At 73.9% G+C, this 19,594-nt stretch carries 16 protein-coding genes; 9 read left to right on the plus strand and 7 right to left on the minus strand.

The annotated features are described in order from the left end of the window. The first annotated feature begins 255 nt into the window (after positions 1 to 255). Both I6A81_RS03655 and I6A81_RS03660 read left to right on the plus strand, forming a co-directional pair. A complete protein-coding gene (locus tag I6A81_RS03655) occupies positions 256 to 1,029 on the plus strand; it encodes a hypothetical protein (RefSeq protein ID WP_203007514.1) in 774 nt (257 codons plus the stop codon). A gap of 1 nt (position 1,030) precedes the next feature. Then, a complete protein-coding gene (locus I6A81_RS03660) occupies positions 1,031 to 1,801 on the plus strand; it encodes a L,D-transpeptidase (RefSeq protein WP_203007513.1) in 771 nt (256 codons plus the stop codon). A gap of 850 nt (positions 1,802 to 2,651) precedes the next feature. Here I6A81_RS03660 and I6A81_RS03665 read toward each other — a convergent pair. Beyond that, positions 2,652 to 2,909, minus strand: coding sequence for a hypothetical protein (locus I6A81_RS03665; RefSeq protein ID WP_238430992.1), 258 nt, complete (start codon positions 2,907 to 2,909; stop codon positions 2,652 to 2,654). 234 nt (positions 2,910 to 3,143) lie between these two features. Further along, positions 3,144 to 3,287, minus strand: a complete 144-nt coding sequence (locus I6A81_RS03670; protein WP_203007511.1) for a hypothetical protein — start codon at positions 3,285 to 3,287, stop codon at positions 3,144 to 3,146. A 195-nt stretch (positions 3,288 to 3,482) separates the two neighbouring features. Between I6A81_RS03670 and I6A81_RS03675 the strand changes: the two genes are divergently transcribed. Further along, on the plus strand, positions 3,483 to 4,643 hold the full coding sequence (locus I6A81_RS03675) for an alpha/beta hydrolase family esterase (protein ID WP_203007510.1): 1,161 nt from the start codon (positions 3,483 to 3,485) through the stop codon (positions 4,641 to 4,643). A gap of 154 nt (positions 4,644 to 4,797) precedes the next feature. Here I6A81_RS03675 and I6A81_RS03680 read toward each other — a convergent pair whose 3' ends face one another. Continuing rightward, entirely contained in the window at positions 4,798 to 6,495 is a 1,698-nt protein-coding gene (locus tag I6A81_RS03680) for a hypothetical protein (RefSeq protein WP_203010096.1), read from the minus strand. Positions 6,496 to 7,075: 580 nt separating this feature from the next. Between I6A81_RS03680 and mscL the strand changes: the two genes are divergently transcribed. The 3 genes from mscL (at position 7,076) to I6A81_RS03695 (ending at position 12,298) form a co-directional block, all read left to right on the plus strand. Then, positions 7,076 to 7,510 (plus strand): large conductance mechanosensitive channel protein MscL, encoded by a 435-nt coding sequence (gene mscL, locus I6A81_RS03685; protein ID WP_203006443.1) that lies wholly within the window; start codon positions 7,076 to 7,078, stop codon positions 7,508 to 7,510. A 560-nt stretch (positions 7,511 to 8,070) separates the two neighbouring features. Continuing rightward, positions 8,071 to 9,729, plus strand: coding sequence for a S1C family serine protease (locus I6A81_RS03690; RefSeq protein WP_203006444.1), 1,659 nt, complete (start codon positions 8,071 to 8,073; stop codon positions 9,727 to 9,729). Positions 9,730 to 10,534: 805 nt separating this feature from the next. Continuing rightward, entirely contained in the window at positions 10,535 to 12,298 is a 1,764-nt protein-coding gene (locus I6A81_RS03695; protein ID WP_203006445.1) for an RNA polymerase subunit sigma, read from the plus strand. A gap of 213 nt (positions 12,299 to 12,511) precedes the next feature. On the opposite strand, the gene I6A81_RS03700 is transcribed toward I6A81_RS03695, so the two are convergent. From I6A81_RS03700 to I6A81_RS03710, 3 genes are all read right to left on the minus strand, one after another. Continuing rightward, positions 12,512 to 13,879 (minus strand): citrate synthase, encoded by a 1,368-nt coding sequence (locus I6A81_RS03700; RefSeq protein ID WP_203006446.1) that lies wholly within the window; start codon positions 13,877 to 13,879, stop codon positions 12,512 to 12,514. Between the two features lie 625 nt (positions 13,880 to 14,504). Then, positions 14,505 to 14,930, minus strand: a complete 426-nt coding sequence (locus tag I6A81_RS03705) for a MarR family winged helix-turn-helix transcriptional regulator (RefSeq protein ID WP_203006447.1) — start codon at positions 14,928 to 14,930, stop codon at positions 14,505 to 14,507. Between the two features lie 64 nt (positions 14,931 to 14,994). Beyond that, entirely contained in the window at positions 14,995 to 16,203 is a 1,209-nt protein-coding gene (locus I6A81_RS03710; RefSeq protein WP_238430583.1) for a Gfo/Idh/MocA family oxidoreductase, read from the minus strand. Positions 16,204 to 16,347: 144 nt separating this feature from the next. Between I6A81_RS03710 and thpR the strand changes: the two genes are divergently transcribed. The 3 genes from thpR (at position 16,348) to I6A81_RS03725 (ending at position 19,115) form a co-directional block, all read left to right on the plus strand. Then, a complete protein-coding gene (gene thpR, locus I6A81_RS03715; protein WP_203006448.1) occupies positions 16,348 to 16,935 on the plus strand; it encodes an RNA 2',3'-cyclic phosphodiesterase in 588 nt (195 codons plus the stop codon). Between the two features lie 528 nt (positions 16,936 to 17,463). After that, entirely contained in the window at positions 17,464 to 18,027 is a 564-nt protein-coding gene (locus I6A81_RS03720; protein WP_203006449.1) for a winged helix-turn-helix domain-containing protein, read from the plus strand. A gap of 452 nt (positions 18,028 to 18,479) precedes the next feature. Next, a complete protein-coding gene (locus I6A81_RS03725; RefSeq protein ID WP_203006450.1) occupies positions 18,480 to 19,115 on the plus strand; it encodes a flavin reductase family protein in 636 nt (211 codons plus the stop codon). 36 nt (positions 19,116 to 19,151) lie between these two features. Here the strand turns inward: I6A81_RS03725 and I6A81_RS03730 are convergent, their stop codons facing one another. Further along, complete coding sequence (locus tag I6A81_RS03730) at positions 19,152 to 19,580, minus strand: DUF2530 domain-containing protein (RefSeq protein WP_307874451.1); 429 nt, start codon at positions 19,578 to 19,580, stop codon at positions 19,152 to 19,154. Positions 19,581 to 19,594: the final 14 nt, after the last annotated feature.

Consider the following 19,594-nt stretch of genomic DNA (forward strand, 5'->3'; position numbering starts at 1 on the left):
GGGCCCGCCGGATGGCGGGCTCCCGGATCGCCGATCCGGCAGGAACCCCGAACTGATGAGACAAATGGCCCTATGGGAAACCGACGCCCAACAGTGGCGCTAGCGCCCGACCCGGGTCGGGTATCCGGTATGCCTTGTTGGTACCGTTCCTGACCGGCGACGGCGCGCCCCGAGGGGAGTGCCCCGTCAGATCCGGTCGGCGAGCCGGCGCGGGCGACGACCGCGTGGGTGTGTTCCGCAAGGGAGAACGGTTTCATGCGTAAATCCAGAATGCGGGCCGCCACGGCCGGTGTTCTCGGCGCGGCAATGATCGCCATCGCGGGACCGGCCTGGGCGGCCGGCTCGCCCAGCCCCAGCCCCGAGCCCAGCCCGACCTCGACGGTCACGCCGACGGCGACGCCGACGCAGGGGTTGGTCATCGACGTCCCGAATCCGCTGGCGACCGGCACGGCCACCCCGACGCCCACCGCCACGCCAACCGCGACGGGCACGGCGACGCCCGACGCCACGCCCACCGGCGAGGCGACGACCTCCGCGAGCCCGAGCCCGACCACCGCCCCCGGCGTGATCGTCATCCCGGGTATCGGTGAGATCGACCTGAACTTCGAGGAAGGCTGCGAGACCTTCAACTCGTTCTCGCCGATCAAGGTCCCCTGCGAGGCCGAGATCGACGGCATCGAGGACTTCGTGCCCAACCCGCTGCTGATCACCGCCACCTGCGGCCCCAACGGCCCGGACTGGAAGGTGACCAACACCGGCACCAAGGCGCTCGGCTACGGCTGGTTCGACATCAACCTGGGCGGTGGCATCGCGCTGATCGGCCCAGGTGAGACCCAGACGATCAACAGCCACTCGATCGCCGTCATCGCCTCGCCGTGGGACGCCGCGACCAGCACGCTGCTGGTCGCGATCCCGGCGGTCGGCTACTCGACCTGCCCGGGTGCCCCGGCCGTCCCGGCCATCCCGGCCTCGCTGCCGGGCGCCACCCCGGCGGTCGCCGTCCCCGGCACGCCGTACTACACGGGCTGACATGCGACCAACCGGCAAGATCGCCCGCGTCGCGGTGATGGTGGCCCTGGCCGCCGTCACCGCGGCCGGCTGCGGTGGCGACGACGAACCAACCGCCACGTCGACCCAGATCCCCGAGGCGGTCCAGAACCAGCTCTCCGCCGTGGCCGGCGTCGGCGCGGACAGCACGATCGTCACCGCCAGCGGCAACTCGGTCTCGGTCTACCCGGCGCCCAGCGCGCCCGGGGGAGCGGCCGCGGCGCCGAAGCTGCAGCTGGCGAACCCGAACGCGAGCGGCGCGCCGCTGGTCTTCCTGGTCACCGCCAAGATGCCGGGCTGGTGGCAGGTCCTGCTGCCGGTCCAGCCGAACGGCTCCACCGGCTGGATCAAGGCGGAGCAGGTGACGGCGAGCGTCACGCCGTTCCGGATCGTGGTCTCCCGGGGCGAGCACACGCTGACCGTCTACAAGTCGGGCGCCCCGATCGCCGTGGAGAAGGTGGCGATCGGCACGACGGACACGCCGACCCCCGGTGGCCGTTTCTACCTGGCGGAGCTGCTCAAGCCGCCGAACCCGAACGGGCCGTATGGCGCGTACGCCTTCGGGCTCAACGGTTTCTCCACCACGCTGGACTCGTTCAACGGCCGTGAGCCGGTGATCGGGATCCACGGCACCAACCAGCCGCAGCTGCTCGGCCAGGACGTCTCCTCCGGATGTATCCGGCTCAGCAACGACGCCGTCACCCGGCTCGCGGGGACCGTCCCGACTGGCACTCCGGTGGACATCATCGCCTGAGTTCCATGGATTGGGTTACGTTCGTGTGGACTCCTGGGACCCTCTCCCGGGAGTCCACACCGCGTGGGCGGTCGAGCGGGCCTCGGTCGGCCTTCGGTGTCAGGCATCCGACAGGTCCGTACGCCATTAATGCGGTGGCCATCGGCTGACTGATAGCCCACCCTTGGAAGGTCCGTTCACGACAAGCGCTCGCCGATGCCCCGCAGACTGGGGGCGTAATCCCAGCCAAGCTGGGTAGGGGGCGATAACGTCGCTGGTCAGGCCGTTGTCCGGCCAGACCGGTGGCATGTGGACGACCGAGCCAGGTGGAGGTCGTGGGGACGCCTCCGCCGTGGGGACCGTGGGCGTGTGGAGTAGGAGGGCTCCACTCGTCGATCACGGTCCCGCCAAGGCCGCGGTCGCGCCGACCCTACGCTCGGAGGGGGGCGTACGGAGGCGCGACCGCGGCCGAGCCGTCTCGGCCCTCGGGCGGCCTGGCCGGCGGCCCGACCCCGGTCCAGGGTCTGCCGGCGGATCGCGGTTGGGTACTCGACCACTGACGCGCGCGCTTCCGCCGGTCAGGAACCGTCAGCCGCCCCAAGATCTTGGTTGGTCATCGGATCCGCGCGCCCTTCGGCCACGCCTGCCCGTCTTACCCCGGGACTCGTGCACATCCGCGGTTTGCCGCGCGTCCGCGGATCGGGCCGGATCGGGCCGGGTGGCCCGGAGACCGCTGGTCGCGCGCGGATCGGCGTTCCGGGATGCGCGCGGCCTCGCGGACGGCGCTCGCCGTCCCTGCTGGCGCTTTCGCCGTGCTTCGTCCTTGGCTCTGGTCGTCCTTGAACCTGGTCGTCCTCGGGCCTGGTCGTCTTCAGGCGCGGTCGCCGCGGACGACGTTGAGGTGGGGGCGGTGAGCTTCCGCCTTGGAGCTGGCGCCGGCCGTCTTCTCGACGGCCGAACGGTAGCGGTCGAAGGCGGCCTGCGCACGGCTCTCCAGGTCGTCGACGAGCGCCAGCTGGGCACGAACCCGCCGCTCACCGGCCGGGCCGGCCGCCAGCAGGTCCGACAGGCAGTGATCCACCGCGCGCCGTGCCGCCAGCCACCCAAGGAGCAGGCGGGAACGATCCATGTCCGATACCTCGTCCACCGAGAGTTGTCCCTCCGGAATGCTGATCGCTCGCTCCGGTCGCGTCTCCTGCCTCGCCTGGGCGGCGCGACGTCTGTCAGCGCCTCCTTGGGCGCCCACGCTGGTGTCCTCTCCCAGAGTGCCGCACATGAGCCGGCCACGCCCGATAGTTCGCCGAAACACTCCGGTGGGTCGGCGGGTGGAGCAACGGGAGTCCCGGTCAGCGGGCGGCGGCGGTCACCCGGGGTCCGTGACCAGGCTGGCGAACGCCTCATCGCGGATGTCGGGATCCAGGCGTGGGACGGCGCTCGGGTGCGGCATGGCCAGCACCTGGGCCCGGGTGCCCGGCGGCGCGTCCAGGGCTGGTCCGCGCTCGTTCACGTCGCCTCCTGCTCTTTTCGGAGGGCCGAGCCTCTCCCTGATGGCCGAGCTGCCCGTGCGCGCCGTCCTCGACGGCTCCGGCGGGAGCGGGGCCATCCGCTGTGAAGCTCGCCATCGTGGGCAAGTGTGCCAAAGCGACCACTGACGGCCATGACGGACAACCAGGTGGCCGCGATCTAGGGGCTACCGTCCAGAATGGGCGATGTGTCGGCCGTCCGTCGCCGCCGGGCCGTCACGGTCTGGCTCCTCAGCCTCGCACTCGTCACCCCCGCGGTCTCGGCTGGCTGCGGCGCGATCCTCGACGAGGACCCGTCCAGCGCCGGGGCCGGTGGCGGCCCGTCGCCGGCCGCCGCCGCCGTGGCGACCCAGACCTCCGGCCCGGACGCCTACGAGCGTTCCGGCAGGGCGGGCGATTTCCGGTTGGTGCTGCCGGGGCCGGAGACCGCCGGACCGTATCCCCTCGTCATCGCCCTCCACAGCCTCTATCACGACGGCAGCGAGACAACCGGGTGGGGGCTGGAGCAGCTCGCCCGGACGGCCGGGTTCGCCATGGTCAGCCCGGACGGCGTCGGAAAGTCCTGGAACGCCGGCACCTGCTGCGACACCGCGGTGAAAACCGGTGTCGACGACGTCGCCTGGCTGCATGCGCTGATCCAGCATCTGAAGACCAACTACCCGATCGACCCGGCGAGAGTGATCATCATTGGCCTTTCCAACGGCGGGATGATGGCCTATCGCTACGCCTGCGAGCACCCGGAGGACCTCGCCGGCATCGCCGTCGTCGCGGGCAGCCTGCAGCAGCTCGACTGCCGCCCGGACGCGCCGGTCAGCGTCGTCTCGGTGCACGGCGGCAAGGACGGGCATGTGCCGGCGGCCGGCGCCGACTGGCAGCCCACGCTCGGCACGCCGGTCACCTCGACGGCGCGCAGCCTCCTCCCGTTCCGCGAGGTCGCGCGGTGCCCGACGACGACCGGCCTGGGCGACGTGATGGGGACCGGGGCGGACGGCGCGCCGCGGCTGTCGGACACGCTCAGCGCCGGTGGCGCGGCGGTGACCCCGGTCCAGATCCGCGCCGCCCTCGCCTCGCTGGGCCTGCCGGCCCCGGCGGGCGTCCCCGCGCCGGCGACGCCCTCCGCCGGGGTCACCGCGCCCGCGCTCGTGCCGGTCGACCCGGCGACGAGCCCGGCGTACGCGATCCGTACCGAGACCACCTGCGCCACCGGCGCCCGGGTCGTCGACTACTACCTGCCGGACGCCGACCACGGCTGGCCCGGAGCGCTCGGCCCGTCCGCCTTCGCGACGGCCTCGGTGATCTGGCAGCTGCTGGGCTCCGCCCGCGCCCATCCGGCCCGGTAGCCGAATCGGCCCGCGTCGCGCCGCGTCGCCGGCGGCCGGGCGGTCGCCGGCCGACCGGCCCACGCCGACGTCACCCACCCGGCCCGGGCGGTCCACGGCCGCCCGCCCGCCCTCGCCGCCGCCCGCGGCCCGTCAGGACCAGGGCCGGCGGCGGTCAGGCCGGTGGCTGGAAGGAAGCGCGCAGCGAGGCCATCAGGGTGTCGAGCTCCGCGTCCGAGGCCGCCGGCGCCCGCGCGATCAGTACGTACACCGCGTTCGGAGTCTCGACGGTGCGCATCAGGTAGGAGACCTTCTCGCCCTGCCTGGTGTAGCTGCCGGTCAGCTCCCGCACCGTGGCGCCGGAGAACGTGTCCTTGACGTCGCCGGAGCCGGTGACCGCGAGTCCTGGCTGCCCACCGAACTCCAGCGCCTGCACCTTCGAGAGGGCGCCAGCTCCGTCGACCCCCGTGCGCCGGGCGACACCGACCATCCGCGCCCCGGACGGCTCGCCGTAGAAGATGCCCACCGAGTCCTGGCGCATCGTCCAGGTCCCCGGGTGCGACCACGTCGTCCCGGAGGCACTGTCATTGGCGGCCACCCAGTCCGAGGGGACCGCGGGCGTCGGCGACGAGCTGGGCGGCGGTTCGGAGGGCGGCGCCGTGGGGGCCTGGGTCGTCGACGGGGTGGGGCTCGGCCCGGCCGTCGCCTCCTCGCCGCTCGGGCGGACCTTCTCCCAGACGACACCCGCGCCCACGCCGAGGCCGAGCGCGAACCCGAGCCAGACCAGCGCGATCACGAGACGGCGCAGGAACAGCCCGAGCCCGACCTCCGGTGCCCTGGCGCCCGGTTCGTCGATGCCCGGCTCGTCCGCCCCGCCCGCCGTGCCGTCCTCCCTGCCGACGGCGGCGCGCCGGCCGGGACCGGTGGTCCCCGTGGTCCCGGTGGGCGTCGAGCGGGTGGCCGCCGTCCCGGGGGCCTTGCGGCGCGGACCGGTACCGCCGCCCCGGCTCGGGGAGAAGCCGCCCTCGTCGCCTTCGGCGGGGCCGTCCTCCTGGTGGCGCCCGGCCTCGTACCCGCCGCCGCGGCCGCCGGCCCTGGTCCGTTCCCCGGTGGCCTCGCCCGGGCGGCTGGCGAACCGGCCGGTCCCGCCGCGGGCCCGGGCCGGCGGCTCGGCGAACAGCGCGCCCGTGTCGGGCTCCGCGTCGTCCGGCTTGGGCCGGCCGGCCGCCGGCCGGCCGCCGGTGGCGCCGCCACGGCCATCCTGGCGGCCCCCGCCGCCGGGCGGGTACGGGTCGTCGTCGGGGTACGGCCGCCCAGCGGGCCGCCCGGTTCGCCGGCCTCCCGGCTCGCCGGCCTCCCGGCTCGGCGACGCCGGCCCGGCGGGAACCCCGTCGCCAGGCCGGGGGGGACGCTGTCGTCGATCCGGCGGGAACCCCGGGCCGCCCGGCCGGTGGGAACCGGAAGCGTCCCCGTCGACGTCCCGATACCCACGCCCGCGTCTGGGGTCGCTGTCTCGCCTGTGGGGCTCGTCCTGGCGCCGCGGCCCGGAGCCGTCCCAGTCGTCGGCGCGGCCGGTGTACCCGCGCTCGCCGGCGCCGCGGCCAGCGGCCGGATGATGGCCCGACCCGGAGCCGGCCGGCCGCTCGTCGCGCCGAGCGGCGTCGAAACCGCGAGTCTCGCGGCCGGCGCGGCGGGGATCCGGCCGCGGGCGGTACCCCTCCGCGCCCCCGCGGCCGTAGTCGTCCTGGTGGTACTCATCGGGCTCGTCGGCACTGGACCTGCCGGATCGGAGCCGATCTGGCAGGGACCCCGGGCCGGACGCCGGAGGTCGACGCGGGTCGGCTGGGCCAGGCCGGCGAGCACCGTCCGTCACCAGGCTGCCTCCATCCGCATATCGTGCCAGTAATGCCTCACACCGGTGTACCACGGCGTTGGCCGCCCATTGCGTCTGGTCTGCTAGCGAGCGGCCCACCGGTGCGAACAAGTCAAAATGGTCTCTTAGTACGGCCGAGGAGTGTCAGCCGGGTTATCCACTCGAACTTCCGGCACACCGCCAAAAGATGATCTACTGGCCCCGCCTGGCGGTGCGCTCCCCGCGATTGACCATCAGAGGCCCCGCCCTAGTCGGGCAGTGGGGCAACCGCTCTTCCCGTTGACTAAGCGGCGACGCCGCCACGGAAGGCCATCCTCCGACCACGCGGCCGCGGCATATCAGTCACGTAGCGGCGTCAGGGCAGCCATCCGGCCCCACTTCGGTGCCCCTCCGGATTCGCCCGATTCGGGCCGCTCAATCCCGACTTCTGGACCTTCGTCTACCGTGGCCGGGCGGGTGGTCGCCTCTCCCTCGGTGCCCTGGGCGCCGGGCGGAACGGGGCGCCGTCCGGGCGGACGGTCACCGCGAGCCGCGCGAGCGGAGCGACCGGCGACCGAAGGACTCGACCCCAGGGGGACCGATGCGAGAGATCCTGAAAGGCTTCAAGACTTTCCTGCTCCGCGGCAACATCATCGACCTAGCGGTCGCCGTGGTCATCGGCACCGCGTTCACGGCGGTGGTCACGTCGCTGGTGAAGAACATCTTCACGCCGCTCATTGCGGCGATTGCCGGCCAACCGGACTTCTCGGAGCTTGATTTCCGTATCAATGGAAGTGTCTTCACATACGGCGAATTCATCAACAGCCTGATCGCGTTCCTGATCGTCGCCGCGGTCATCTACTTCATCGTCGTGATGCCGCTCGCGAAGCTGAACGAGCGGCGCCAGCGCGGCCAGGTGTCGGTGGAGGAGGACCCGGTTCTTTCTGAGGAGGCCCGGCTGCTCACCGAGATCCGCGACCTGCTGGCCACCCGGGAGCCGGAGGCCGGGTTCGGCCAGCCGCCGACCAAGTACTGACGGCGCCCGGTTCGGACGGCGCCAGGTTCGGACGGCGGTTCCCACGGCTCGCGGCCGGCCCGAGGGACCTGGACGTCGGCGCGAGCGAAGATCCATGGGGCTCGCCCGCCTCCGGCCTCTTCCGGGCCGCGACCCGACTTGACCACGGCCGCGCACGATCGACTCCCATGGTCGTCGATCGTGCGCGGCCGTCGCGGCCTCTCGCCGCTGCTCGCCGCCACATCGGTGGCCGACGACTTCGGTGGCCGACGACTTCGGTGGCCGACGACTTCGGTGGCCGACGACTTCGGGGGCCGACGACGTGCCTCGGCCCCGGCGGCTCGGTGTCCCGACCAAGCCGACCTCGCGCCGCGGCGGCACTCTCATGGGCCAACTCGGTAAGATGACGGGCGATACTCGCTACTTGCTGTCGCGACCACCGCGTGACCTCTGGGGACGACCCAGGACCCTCGATCCAGAGACGGACCTGTCGGATAGCGGATACCCTGGCCAAGCCCGCTTAGCGGAAACGTTGGTCGGACTTCAGGAATCGCTCAGGGTCCGACGGGAAAGTGCATCTCATGACAACGCGTCCCACCTTCGATACCACCGCGGTCAGTGGCAGCGACGCGGACGGCCGGCCGATCGGTGCCCGGGAGGGATCCGACGCCGCGTCTGGGTTTCGTTCGCCCTGGGCCCCGCCCCTCACGGGCTCGTCGCCGGAGACCGCGGGGCCAGGCGCGGCCCCGTTCGGCCCGCCGCCGGCCGGTCAGATCCCACCCGGCGGGTTCCCGGGCGGTCTTCCCGCCGGGCCGGCGACCGGCGCCCTGCCGGTGAGCGTTTCGCCCGGTGGGGAGAACCCGCCGCCTGGGCAGAACCCGCCGCCACCCGGGCAGAGCCCTCTGCCGCCCGGGCAGAACCCACCGACCGGCCCCCGGCCCGGTTCGCCGTGGGGCCCGCCGCCGTCGGCGCCCTGGCCGGGCGGGTCGGGTGGGTCGGGCCAGGGGCCTGGCCAGTCGTGGACGGCGCCTGGCTATCCACCACCGGCTGGCGCGTTCGGTACCGGTGGCGGCCCCGGCGGCCCTGGTGGCCCGTCGACGGACTCCGCGCGCCCCGGACCGGCCCGCGGCCGGCGGCGCCTCGTCGCGGCCGCGGTGGCGCTGGCGTTGGTCAGCGGCGGCATCGGCGGTGGGGTCGGTGCTCTGGTCGCGAGCCAGGACGACTCCGGCGGGGTCACCAGCACCGACGCCGGCCTGAACCGGGACGCGAACGGCGCCCCGGTCGCGCCCGCCGCCAACGGGACGGTCAGCAAGGCGGCGCAGGTGATCCTGCCGAGCGTCGTGACGATCTCGGAGGTCTCGCGCACCGAGGCGGGCACCGGCTCCGGCGTGATCATTCGGCAGGACGGCTACATCCTGACCAACAACCACGTGGTCTCGGGCGCGTCGAACGGCGGCTCGCTCACGGTGACGCTGCAGTCCGGTGAGCGTCTCGACGCCACGGTCTGGGGCACCGACCCGAGCTCGGACCTCGCGGTCATCAAGATTGACAAGACCGGCCTGCCGGCGGCGACCTTCGGTGACTCGGACGCGCTGCAGATCGGCGAGCTGGTGGTCGCCGTGGGCAGCCCTCTCGGCCTGAACGGGACCGTCACGTCCGGCATCGTCAGCGCCGTGCACCGCCCGGTGCGCACCGGCGACAGCACCGTGCAGGACCAGAACGCGGTCCTCGACGCGATCCAGACCGACACCGCCATCAACCCCGGTAACTCGGGCGGTCCGCTGGTGAACAGCGACGGCCAGATCGTCGGCATCAACAGCGCGATCGCCACCGTCGGCGGCAGCAGCGGCCCGTTCGGTCAGGAGCAGCAGTCCGGCAACATCGGTGTCGGCTTCGCGATCGCCAGCAACTACGCGCAGAAGATCGCCGAACAGTTGATCACCAGCCGGCGCGCCGCCCACCCGTACCTCGGAGTCAGCGCGGCGGACGTGAGCAGCGACCCGACGGGCGCCAGCGGCGAAGGGGCGAAGATCGTCAAGCTGGTCGGCGGCGGCCCGGCCGAGCAGGCCGGGCTCGTGGTCGGCGACGTGATCACGAAGGTCGACGATCGGGTCGTGGCGGACACCGACGCGCTGATCGCGGCGGTGCGCGCGCATGACATCGGCGCGACGGTCGCCGTCACCTACACCCGCGACGGGCAGACCCAGACCGCTCAGGTCAAGCTCGCCCAGCAGCCCTAAGGCCCTTTCGGGATCTTGCCGGGGCCGCTGGACCGCCGCTTCGCGCACACATCTGACGATCGCCAGCCCGTGGAGACGCGGCAGCTTCCTTGATCGTCGGATGTGCGCGCGATTCGGCGGTTTCTGCCGTTTTGTCCCTGAACATCGCGCAGATCTGGTGATCTACCGGGGAGCGCGGGCAGGGCGGGTACAAGATCGCCGGTTGTGCGCGCGGATCGGCGGTCCAGGGCCCGCTCGTTCGCGCCCCGTTCACCGGACCGCCGTCAGCCCCGGCTCTCCTCCGGTGGCGAGGCCGCCAGGGTCGTCCTGACGCCGTGCCGCCGGCCGGGCCCGGGCGGGCGCGGTCCCGCCCGCCGGGCGGGCGGGAGACGTGAACGGCCGTGAATGTTAAAAATCGCGGGAACCCGATTCGATTTATCCCACGGGACGCCCTACACCTCAACGGAAATACTTTGTCAGGGCGCGGCGGGCTCCCTTGTGGCGCCGATTTGGCGCATGCGCCCCGTATCTGGGCGGGCCGGGAGGGCGAGCGGCGGCCCGGCGCGACGTCGCCCGTCGCGCATCTGACGGGTCGCAAACGCCCGGCTTCTTCCCAAACTGGCTGTACGCCCGGTACCAAGGGATGAGAGCATGGTTGTCCTAGGAGGACGTCGCTGTTCGAGGCGCGTGGCATGTACCACCATCGTCGTCAAGCGCGACGAGCTGTCCAACCCGCGACACGGCGATCTTTGCAAGCTTCACGCCCCAGGAACGCCAGGCTCCTAATATTGGTGTGTCTCAGAGAACGACAGGAGCGGCGGGCGATATGGACGGCGACGCGGACCTGGTGGCACGAGTTCGCCGCGGCGACCGTCAGGCGTTCGACGATCTTTATGATCGGTACGCGGACGACGTCTTCTCGATGTGTCTCGTGGTGCTCGGTGACCCGACCGTTGCCCGGGCCGCGGCCGGAACGGCGTTCGCCCTCGTCGCCCGCACCAGGATGAACCCGCTGTCCGAGCCGTCCCGGCTGCGGTCCTGGCTGCTCGAGCTCGCCCGCGGCAGCGCGTTGGCCTGGTCCGGATCGCCCCAGGCCCGTAGCGCGCCCGTCCCGCACGGCATCAGCGCCGAGGAGATGATCGACGGCGCGGTCGTGCCCGCCCCCGCCAGCCTGCGCGTGGGCCTCGCTCGCACCTTCGACCGGGCCGCCAGCGCCGCCGCGCACGAGCGAGCCGCGCAGGAGCGCCTCGCGCGGTCGGGCTTCGCCCCGACGCCGGACGAGACCCCGTTCCGGACCACCGGCGCCGACGTCGCGATGGCCGGTGCCGCCGCGTTCGCCCAGCTGGACGCCGAGACCGACCCCGGCACCCACGCCGATCCCGCCGGTGAGGCCGGCCGGCGCGACCTCGCGGGCGCGGTCGGCCTTGGTGCCCTGGCCGCCTCCGGCCTCGAGGGCTCCGCCGCGACGACGGTCGCCGCCGGTTCGGCCGCGGGTGCCGGTGGCGCGGCTTCGCAGGCCGCGGCCGCGCACGCCCAGGCCAGCCAGGCGGGCCAGGCGGCGCGCGCGGCGGCCGATCACATGACCAAGAGCGCGCACGCCGGCGGGTCGCCTGCCGACGCGGGCCAGGCGGCGCGCGCCGCGGCGGACCACGCGACCAGGAGCGCCAGCGAGCAGGCCAGCCACGTGGCCTCCGAGGGCTTCGGCGGGGCCGGTCAGGGCGCCGGGCAGAGCCAGGCCGCGCGCGCCGCCGAGCAGGCGCGGCTGGACCAGTGGGGGCAGAGCGCCGAGGACGCGGGGGACGCCTTCGTCGACCCGCCGACGGTCGACGTCGAGATCCCCGAGCCCGACCCGTCGAACGTCGTGCCGCTCACCGAGCACCGTCGGTTCCAGGAGTGGTACTACGCGGATGGCCAGGGGGCGCCGCTGGTGCCGGTCGACGGCGCCGACGGGCTGGCGCTGCGCGCCGGCCGGCCGGACTGGCGCGCCCGCCCGGCGATCGCCGTCGCCGCGTCGCTGGTCGTCGCGGTCGCCGGGATCACCGCCGCCCTGAACTGGCCGGCGGAGTCGGCGACGCTGTCCGAGTTCCCGGACACGGTGATCGCCGCGCCGTCGCTGCAGGTCCGGGGCGAGCAGAGCGACCAGCCGACGACGACCATCGCCCCGCCGGCGCCGAGTGTCGCCCCGATCGTCGAGGCCACGACCGAGCGGCCGGGCAAGCCGCAGCCGGTCAGGGACAACCGCCCCGTCGCCCGGACGACGCCGCCGGCCACCCAGCCGTCGACCGTGCCCGCGCCGCCCACGACGCCCCAGGCGCCGCCGACGACGACCCGGCCGCCGACGACGGCGCCGCCGACGACGACCGCGCCGCCGACGACGACCGCCCCGCCGACGACGACCGCCCCGCCGACCACCACGAGGCCGCCTACCACCACGAGGCCGCCCGATGGTGGCGGCCCGACCACGCAGCCGCCCACGTCGACGTCCCGGCCACCGACCGATGATCCGAGCACCCCGCCGCCCGCCACGCAGGACCCCGGGCCGGAGACGCGCGAGGATCCGCCCTCCGAAGAGCCGCCGGTCATTCTGTGACCCGTGGGCCGCGGGCCGGGCGCCCTCGCGGCGGGCGGAGGCGTAGCCCGGGCTCGGGCGTGAGCGGACGTCAGCGCGCGGCCAGCGACAGCTGACTGCCCAGAACAGCCGGATGGCCGGTCTGAAACCCTTCGCGAAGGGTTTCAGACCGGCCATCCGGCGTCGTGCCACCAACCGGCCCAGCCGCCGAGGGCGCTGGGCCGGGGGGTGGGTTCAGCGCAGCGGGCGCTCCGGGGCGGCCTGCGCGGCCTGGGCGGCGATGGCGTCGACGTCCGCGTCCAACGGCAGGGAGCGGGCCGTCATTGGGACGTACGGGCGCTCGTCGTAGCCGACGTAGAGCTGGCGCGGCCGGGCGATCTTCTGCTCGGGGTCGAGCAGGCCCTCCTCCCACTGGGCGAGCCAGCCCGGCATCCGGCCGATGGCGAACAGCACGGGGAACATCTCCACCGGGAAGCCCATCGCCTGGTAGATGATCCCGGTGTAGAAGTCGACGTTCGGGTAGAGCTTGCGGCTGATGAAGTAGTCGTCCTCGAGCGCGATCCGCTCGAGCTCCATCGCCAGGTCCAGCAGCGGGTTCGTGCCGGTGACCTTGAAGACCTCGTCGGCGATCTGGCGGATCACCCGGGCGCGCGGGTCGTAGTTCTTGTAGACCCGGTGGCCGAAGCCCATGAGCTTCTTCTTGCCGTCCTTCACCTGGGCGATGAAGGCCGGGATGTTCTCCACCGAGCCGATCTCGCGCAGCATCCGGAGCACCTGCTCGTTGGCGCCGCCGTGCAGCGGGCCGTAGAGCGCGGCGATCGCCGCGGCGGCGGCGGAGAAGGGGTCGGCCTCGGAGCTGCCGACCGCGCGCATCGCGTTCGCGGAACAGTTCTGCTCGTGGTCGGCGTGCAGGATGAACAGCACGTCGAGCGCGTGCTCGAGGACCGGGTCCGGCTCGTACTTGAGCTCCGTGGCCTTCCACATCATGTTGAGGAAGTTGCCGGCGTAGGACAGGTCGTTGTCCGGGTAGACGTACGGGAACCCGACCGAGTGCCGGTAGGAGTACCCCGCGAGCGTGGTGATCTTCGCGATCAGCCGGACGATCTGCAGCCGGCGCAGCCCCGGGTCCTTGATCTTCTTCGCGTCCGGGTAGAAGGTCGACAGCGCGCCCACGGACGAGACCAGCATGCCCATCGGGTGGGCGTCGTGGTGGAAGCCGTCGATGAACTTCTTGATCGATTCATGCACCAGGGTGTGGTGCGTGATCTCGTCCTCCCAGGTGGCCAGCTCGTCCGACGACGGCAGCTCACCCGCGAGCAGCAGGTAGGCGACCTCCAGGAAGCTGCTCTTCTCGGCAAGCTCCTGGATGGGGTAGCCGCGGTAGCGCAGGATGCCCTCGTCACCGTCGATGAAGGTGATGGCGCTGCGGCAGCTCGCGGTGTTGGTGAAGGCCGGGTCGTACGCCATCAGCCCGAAGTCGGCGTCCTCGACCTTGATTTTGCGAAGGTCCGCGGCGCGTACCGCGCCGTCTTTGATCGGAATCTCATAGCTACGACCGGTGCGGTTGTCGGTCACGGTCAGGGTGCTGACCTGCTCGGACACGCCGGGCTCCTCTCGCTGTGGCAGCGCGCTCGGTCGACGGGCTGGCACGACGCCGGCGCCGCGAGTCCGGGTAACGGAGCCCTCGCGCCGGATTGCTGGCAGTTCGTTGCTCTCAAGTCTGGCCGGTCACGCCGCCACATGCGCGTGATCGGAGCGGAACATCCGACGTGGGGTGCGCCACCCGGTCTGTCCTGGGTAGCCGGGTTGCTCGCCGTCGTCGCGGGGCCGCCGTGCCCAGCCGCGAGCGGAGCGCATTACGTGGCCGCGACTGTTGACGTCGTTGATGCGCGTAGCTGTTGATCCCTTCTGCTGGGGGCTCGTTGCTTTCCCGTGGCGTGCTTCGATGACGATCGAGTGACGGCGGGGCAACGCCACGCCGCGAGCGGGCCGGCGACGTGATTCTGATTGCTTTGTCCCCGGCGCTCGGGCGGTCCATCCACATCGGCGCCGACGGCGACCCGCCGACCCGACCGCCGGACCCGCGCGCCGCGCCGTCGGCGTCCTGTTCGCCGCCCCACGCGAGGAGGCACCGCTCGGGACGGGGGCGCTCGAACCATGGCGCGCGCGGAGGCGGCCCGCGCCGCTGGCCGGGGCACCGGCGGTGCCGGGTGCCGGTGCCCCAGGGTCAGGAGCCGGCGAGGAGCTCCAGGATGGGGGCCGCCCGGCGCAGGGCCGCGACCTCGTCGTCGGACAGCTCGGTGAGGCGTTCCGCGAGCCATTCGTCGCGGCGGCGGCGGTCGGCGTCGAGCAGGCCGCGGCCGGCTTCGGTGATCTCCGCGATGACCTGGCGGCCGTCGGTCGGGTGCGCGGACCTGGCCACCAGGCCGGCGTCCGCCAGGTGGGTGATGACGCGGGTCATCGACGGCGGCTGCACCCGCTCGTGCGCGGCGATCTCGCCGAGCGTCATCGGCCCGTGCCGCTCGAGGGTGGCGAGCGCGGCGATCTGCGTAGGCGACAGACTGCTGGAGCGCTCCTGGCGCATCCGCCGGGACAGCCGCATCACCGACAGGCGCAACGCCGAGGCGAGCTCGGTCTTGGCGGCGGTGTCCATCGTCCGACGGTACTTGTTAGCAGAACTCAGGATGTAGGCAGGCGGCGCGACACGACCCGCGTGCCTAAAGTTCGACCCAGCCGCCGCCGTCCCGGGACCGGCGGGCGGCGTCCCGCAGCCGGGTGACGGCGAGCAGATCGTGCACGGTGGCGCCGCGGACCACCGCGGGGTCGTCCATCCCGACGGCGCGGACCAGCTCGTGGGCCGCCTCGGCCAGGCCCGAGCGCCCGGCGGCCGGCGCCGGCGTCCAGACGGTGCGCACCCCGTCCTGGTCGGCCTGGCGGACCTGCTGGCCTTCGACGACGATCCGGCCCCGCTCGCCGCACAGCGTGAACGTCGCCTCGGTGAGCACCCCGCCCATCCGTTCGTGCACCAGGACCGTCGCGCCGCTGGTGGTCAGCAGCGCCAGCGTGACCGGCGCGGTCGCCGTGAGCCGCCGGGCGGGCATGCCCTCGGGGTCGGCGCACACGGCCAGCACGTCGCCGCACCAGCGGACGGCGAGGTCCAGGACCTCCGCCCGGCCCAGCGGCCCGGAGGGCGCGCCCACCACCGTCATCTGGGTAAGCCGGCCGAGCGCGGGCGCCGAGGCCTCCACGTGCCAGGCGGCCGGCCAGGCCCGGTCGTCGAACGCGACGACATGCGCGAGATCGGCGTCCTCCGCCACGTCGGCCACCGCCCGCAGCGCCGCCGGGTCGGCCGTCACCGCCCGCGCCAGCAGTACGTGCAGCCCCGCCTCGGCCGCCCGCTGCGCGACGAGGTCGGACGCCGGCGGCGCGAGTTCCACGCAGACCGCCTCGACGTCGTCCGACAGCAGCGCGGCCAGGTCCGCGTACGCCCGCGGCGCTTCGGCGTCCGCTGCCCAGGCCAGCGACTCCAGTGGCTCGGGCGCGAGCAGTCCGACCACGTCCAGGCCGGCGTCCCGGAGCAGCGCCGCGGTGGCCCGCTCGGAGCCGTCGGTGACCAGCGCGATGGTGATCGGCCTCGCGACCTGATCCCCGCCGGACCGGTCACGGCCGGGGGGCCCGTCGGATCCGGGGTTCCCGCCCGGCTGGTGACCGGGCTCCCGCTGGATCCGGGGCTCCTGCCCGACCGGCGAGGCGGGTCGGGCGGATCCGGGAGCCGATGTGGGCGGCCAGTGGTCGGGGAGGTCCGGGAGCCGGTCCGGCCGGTCCGGCGAGAGGTTCGCGAGCCGTCTCGCCGCGCGCCGCCGCTCCCTCCAGGCCGCGGCGACGATCGGGTCGCGCGGGCCGACGAGCTCGGGCACGGTGGTCATGGCTTCTGATAGTGCCTCCGACCGCCGGCCGGCGAGGCCCGTCGGCCCGAGCCGTGGGGCCGAATCTCGCCGCGGCCCGGGAAGGGATGCCCCGGCGGCGGCGCGGCGTTTGCGCGCGGGCTTGGTCCTGGCAGGCTCGCGGGTATGGCGAGGCTGTTCGTGGCGGTCACGCCGCCGGCCGAGGTCACCCGGCTCCTGGCCAAGGCGGTGGACCGGGTCCGGCCGTCGGCGCCGTGGCTGCGCTGGGTCGACGAGGAGCGGATCCACCTGACGCTGGTGTTCCTCGGCCCGGTCGACGACGCCCTGCGCCCGGAGCTGGCCGAGCGGCTCGGCCGTGTCGCCCGCCGCCATCCCCCGGTCGGGGCCCAGCTGGCCGGCGCGGGCAGTTTCGGGAACCGGGTGCTGTGGGCGGGGGTCGCCGGCGAGCTGGCGCCGCTGGCCAGCGGCGTGCGGCGCGCGGCGGGCAGGTCCGGCATCGTCGACCTCGACCCGCGGCCGCTGCGCGCCCACCTGACGCTCGCCAGGGCACGCGACGACCGGCGCGCTGGCCGCCACGCCGCCGCCGGCGCCGACGGCACTCGGGGACCGGCCGACCTGCGCCCGCTGGTGGCGGCGCTGGGTGAGCTACCGACCGTCGCGTGGACGGTCGACCGGTTCGAGCTCATGAGCAGCGTGCTGGGCCCGCGCCCGCGCTACCTCGTCGAGTCCAGTTGGCCGCTGACCGGGAGCTGATCTCGCAACCTCCGATGGTCTGAAAGTTCACTTTGTTCAGTCAAGTAATGGAAAAGTGAATTACGACACACCTCTGAAACATTGGCGAGACCTCCGTTGGTGTGTTTCCGTTGGTCTCGTGCTGAAGCCGGCCTATTTGGTCACCCGGGGTCATATCGACCTTCTCCGGGTTGCTTCCGCGGCCTGTCCGGTCCGCTGAGGACCCCGCCGCCCCCGCCGCCAGCAAGCCAAGGCCGCGCCCAGGACCGACCCTCGGGCCAGACACCGGTCGCGGCCCCGGATCCGCCGCCCGAGAACGACCTCGGGTTCCCTCTCCGCCTGGCCCGACGCCCACCGCCAACCTCCCCGCCGGCGCGCCCGGCTCGGCCCGCCTGGGTGTGACCGGGACGGATCCCGGACCTGCCCAGGGCCCGCTCGCCCGGTCGAGCACGTGGTCCCGCCGACGCGGCCACGACCTCGGCCGCCGGGCCGCGGCGCCTGGCGCGGACGCCGTCCTCCTCTCCCAGCCGCCCGTCCAAGGAGAACCGCATGTCCCCCCAGCCCGCCGTGGTCCCGGCCCGCGCGAACCCGCCACGGGTGCCGTCGTCCGCCCCGGTCGCCGTCGTCCGCCACCTGCCCACGCCGAACGCCGTCGGCCGGGGCGGGGCATCCGCCCGTCCCGCCGACGCCCCGGAGTGGTTCGACCCGCGGCTGCTCGACCGGTGGCCCGCCGCCGGCCCACTGACCTCCCCGATCGGGGACAGGGTTCCCGCCGTGGGAGTCACGGGGGCCCCCGCGCGCCACGGCCTGACGGTCGACCGGTCGGCCTGGGCCGCCTGGATCGACGGCGAGCTGCTCGACCTGACCTACCTGGAGTTCGAGGTGCTGGACTTCCTGGTCCGCCACCCCGGCCGGGCCTACTCCCGGGGCACGCTGTTGCGGCACGTCTGGGGACACCGCCTCGACGGCGAGCCCGGCCAGGCCGGGCGGACCGTCGACGTGCTGGTCACCCGGCTGCGGCGCAAGCTGGGCCCCGAGCACCGTTCCCGGATCGAGACGGTCCGGCGCGTCGGCTACCGCTACCGGCCCGCGCCCGGCGATGTCTCGGCCTGACCGGCTGGCCGCCTGGATCACCGGTACATGGGCGGCGTCGACGAGCGGGGCCGGCCGTCCATGAGCGCAGATGGGAGCAGCGGCACACAACCCCCGAAGCCCGGGCACGGGCGATGGGAGACGTGTGAGACTGCCAGGCAGGATCTGAGATCAGCTGGTTCGGCCGGGCGCCCGCGCCCTCGAACCGGCGAGCCCCGGTCAGTGGCCGACGGTCCTCGGGTGGCGCCCGAGGACCGCGGCCGGCCGATTCGGCCCGCGTCGTCGCGGACGCCGGCCCACGCGCCGGCCGCGGCCAGCCTCACCCGGCCGCGCCCGCCGAAGCTCCCGGAAGGGGATGCCATGCTGCCGCGTACGGTCCTCCCGCGCGCGACGACGCGCCTGGACACATCCTCTTCCTCGGCCGGCGCGGCGACCCCTGCCTCGGGCCGCGCGCCGACCCGGCGGGTCGCGCGATGACGGACGCCGACTTCCTCACGAAGACGGGCCTCGGTCCCGCCGTGACCAGCGGTCCCGCCGTGGCCAGCCTCCGGGGAGCCGCGCGCGAGCCCGGGCGGGCGGTGCCCGCGCGGCGCGCGCCCGCCGCCACGCCGTCCGTCGAGCCGGAGACGCTGCGGCAGGCGTTTCGCCGGCACGCCGCCGGCGTCACGGTGGTCACCCTCGCCGGCCCGGCCGGCCCGGTCGGCTTCACCGCGACGTCGGTCGCCTCGCTGTCGGCGGCGCCGCCGCTGCTGTCGCTGTCCCTGTCGACCTCCTCGTCCAGCGCGCCCGCGCTGCTCGCCGCCGAGACCCTCGTGGTGCACCTTCTGTCGGCCGGGCACGAACAGATCGCCCAGCGGTTCGCGACCAGTGGCGTGGACCGGTTCGCGCCGCCGATCCGCTGGAGCGCCCTGCCGACCGGCGAACCAGTGCTGTCCGACGTCGCCGTCTGGCTGCGGGCGAGAATCGATCATCGCATCACCGCCGGCCAGAGCTACCTCGTCGTCGCGGAGGTGGTCGACAGCCGGGTCGCGCGCGCCGACGAACCGCTCGTGTACCACGACGGCCGCTACGGCACGATCGCGGACGCGGAGCCGCCGTCGCCGCTCTAGGCTCCGGCGAGGCTCCGTTGCGCGCGGATCCCTGGGTCAGTGGGTCGCGCCGCGCCGGAGGCGGGCGCGGCGGCGGACGACGATCACCAGGCCGAGCAGTCCGAGCCCGAAGCCGCAGGCGGCGGTGGCGAGCCACCACAGGTGCCCGTCGGCGCGCAGGTCGTCCACGAACGGGATCATGACGACCAGCGCGACGAGCCAGAGCCCGGTGCCGACGGCGATGGAGCCGACGCCGTCGTAGGGCAGGGGCGCGAGCTGGCCGGGCTCTCGCTGGCCGCCGTCGCCCGAGGCGCCCGGGCCGTCCGGCGCGTCCAGGCCGCCAGGGGCGTGGCCGTCCGGGTCGTGGCCGTCCGGGCTTTGGTCGTTCGGGTCGTGGTCGTCCCGCCGCGCGGACGTACCCGACGGGCCGTCAGGCTCCGGGCCCACCGCGCCGGCGTCCGTGCTCGTCGTCGCGTTCGCCTCCACCCCGGCGACGTTAC

Source organism: Frankia nepalensis (assembly GCF_016786325.1).
Taxonomy (GTDB): domain Bacteria; phylum Actinomycetota; class Actinomycetes; order Frankiales; family Frankiaceae; genus Pseudofrankia; species Pseudofrankia nepalensis.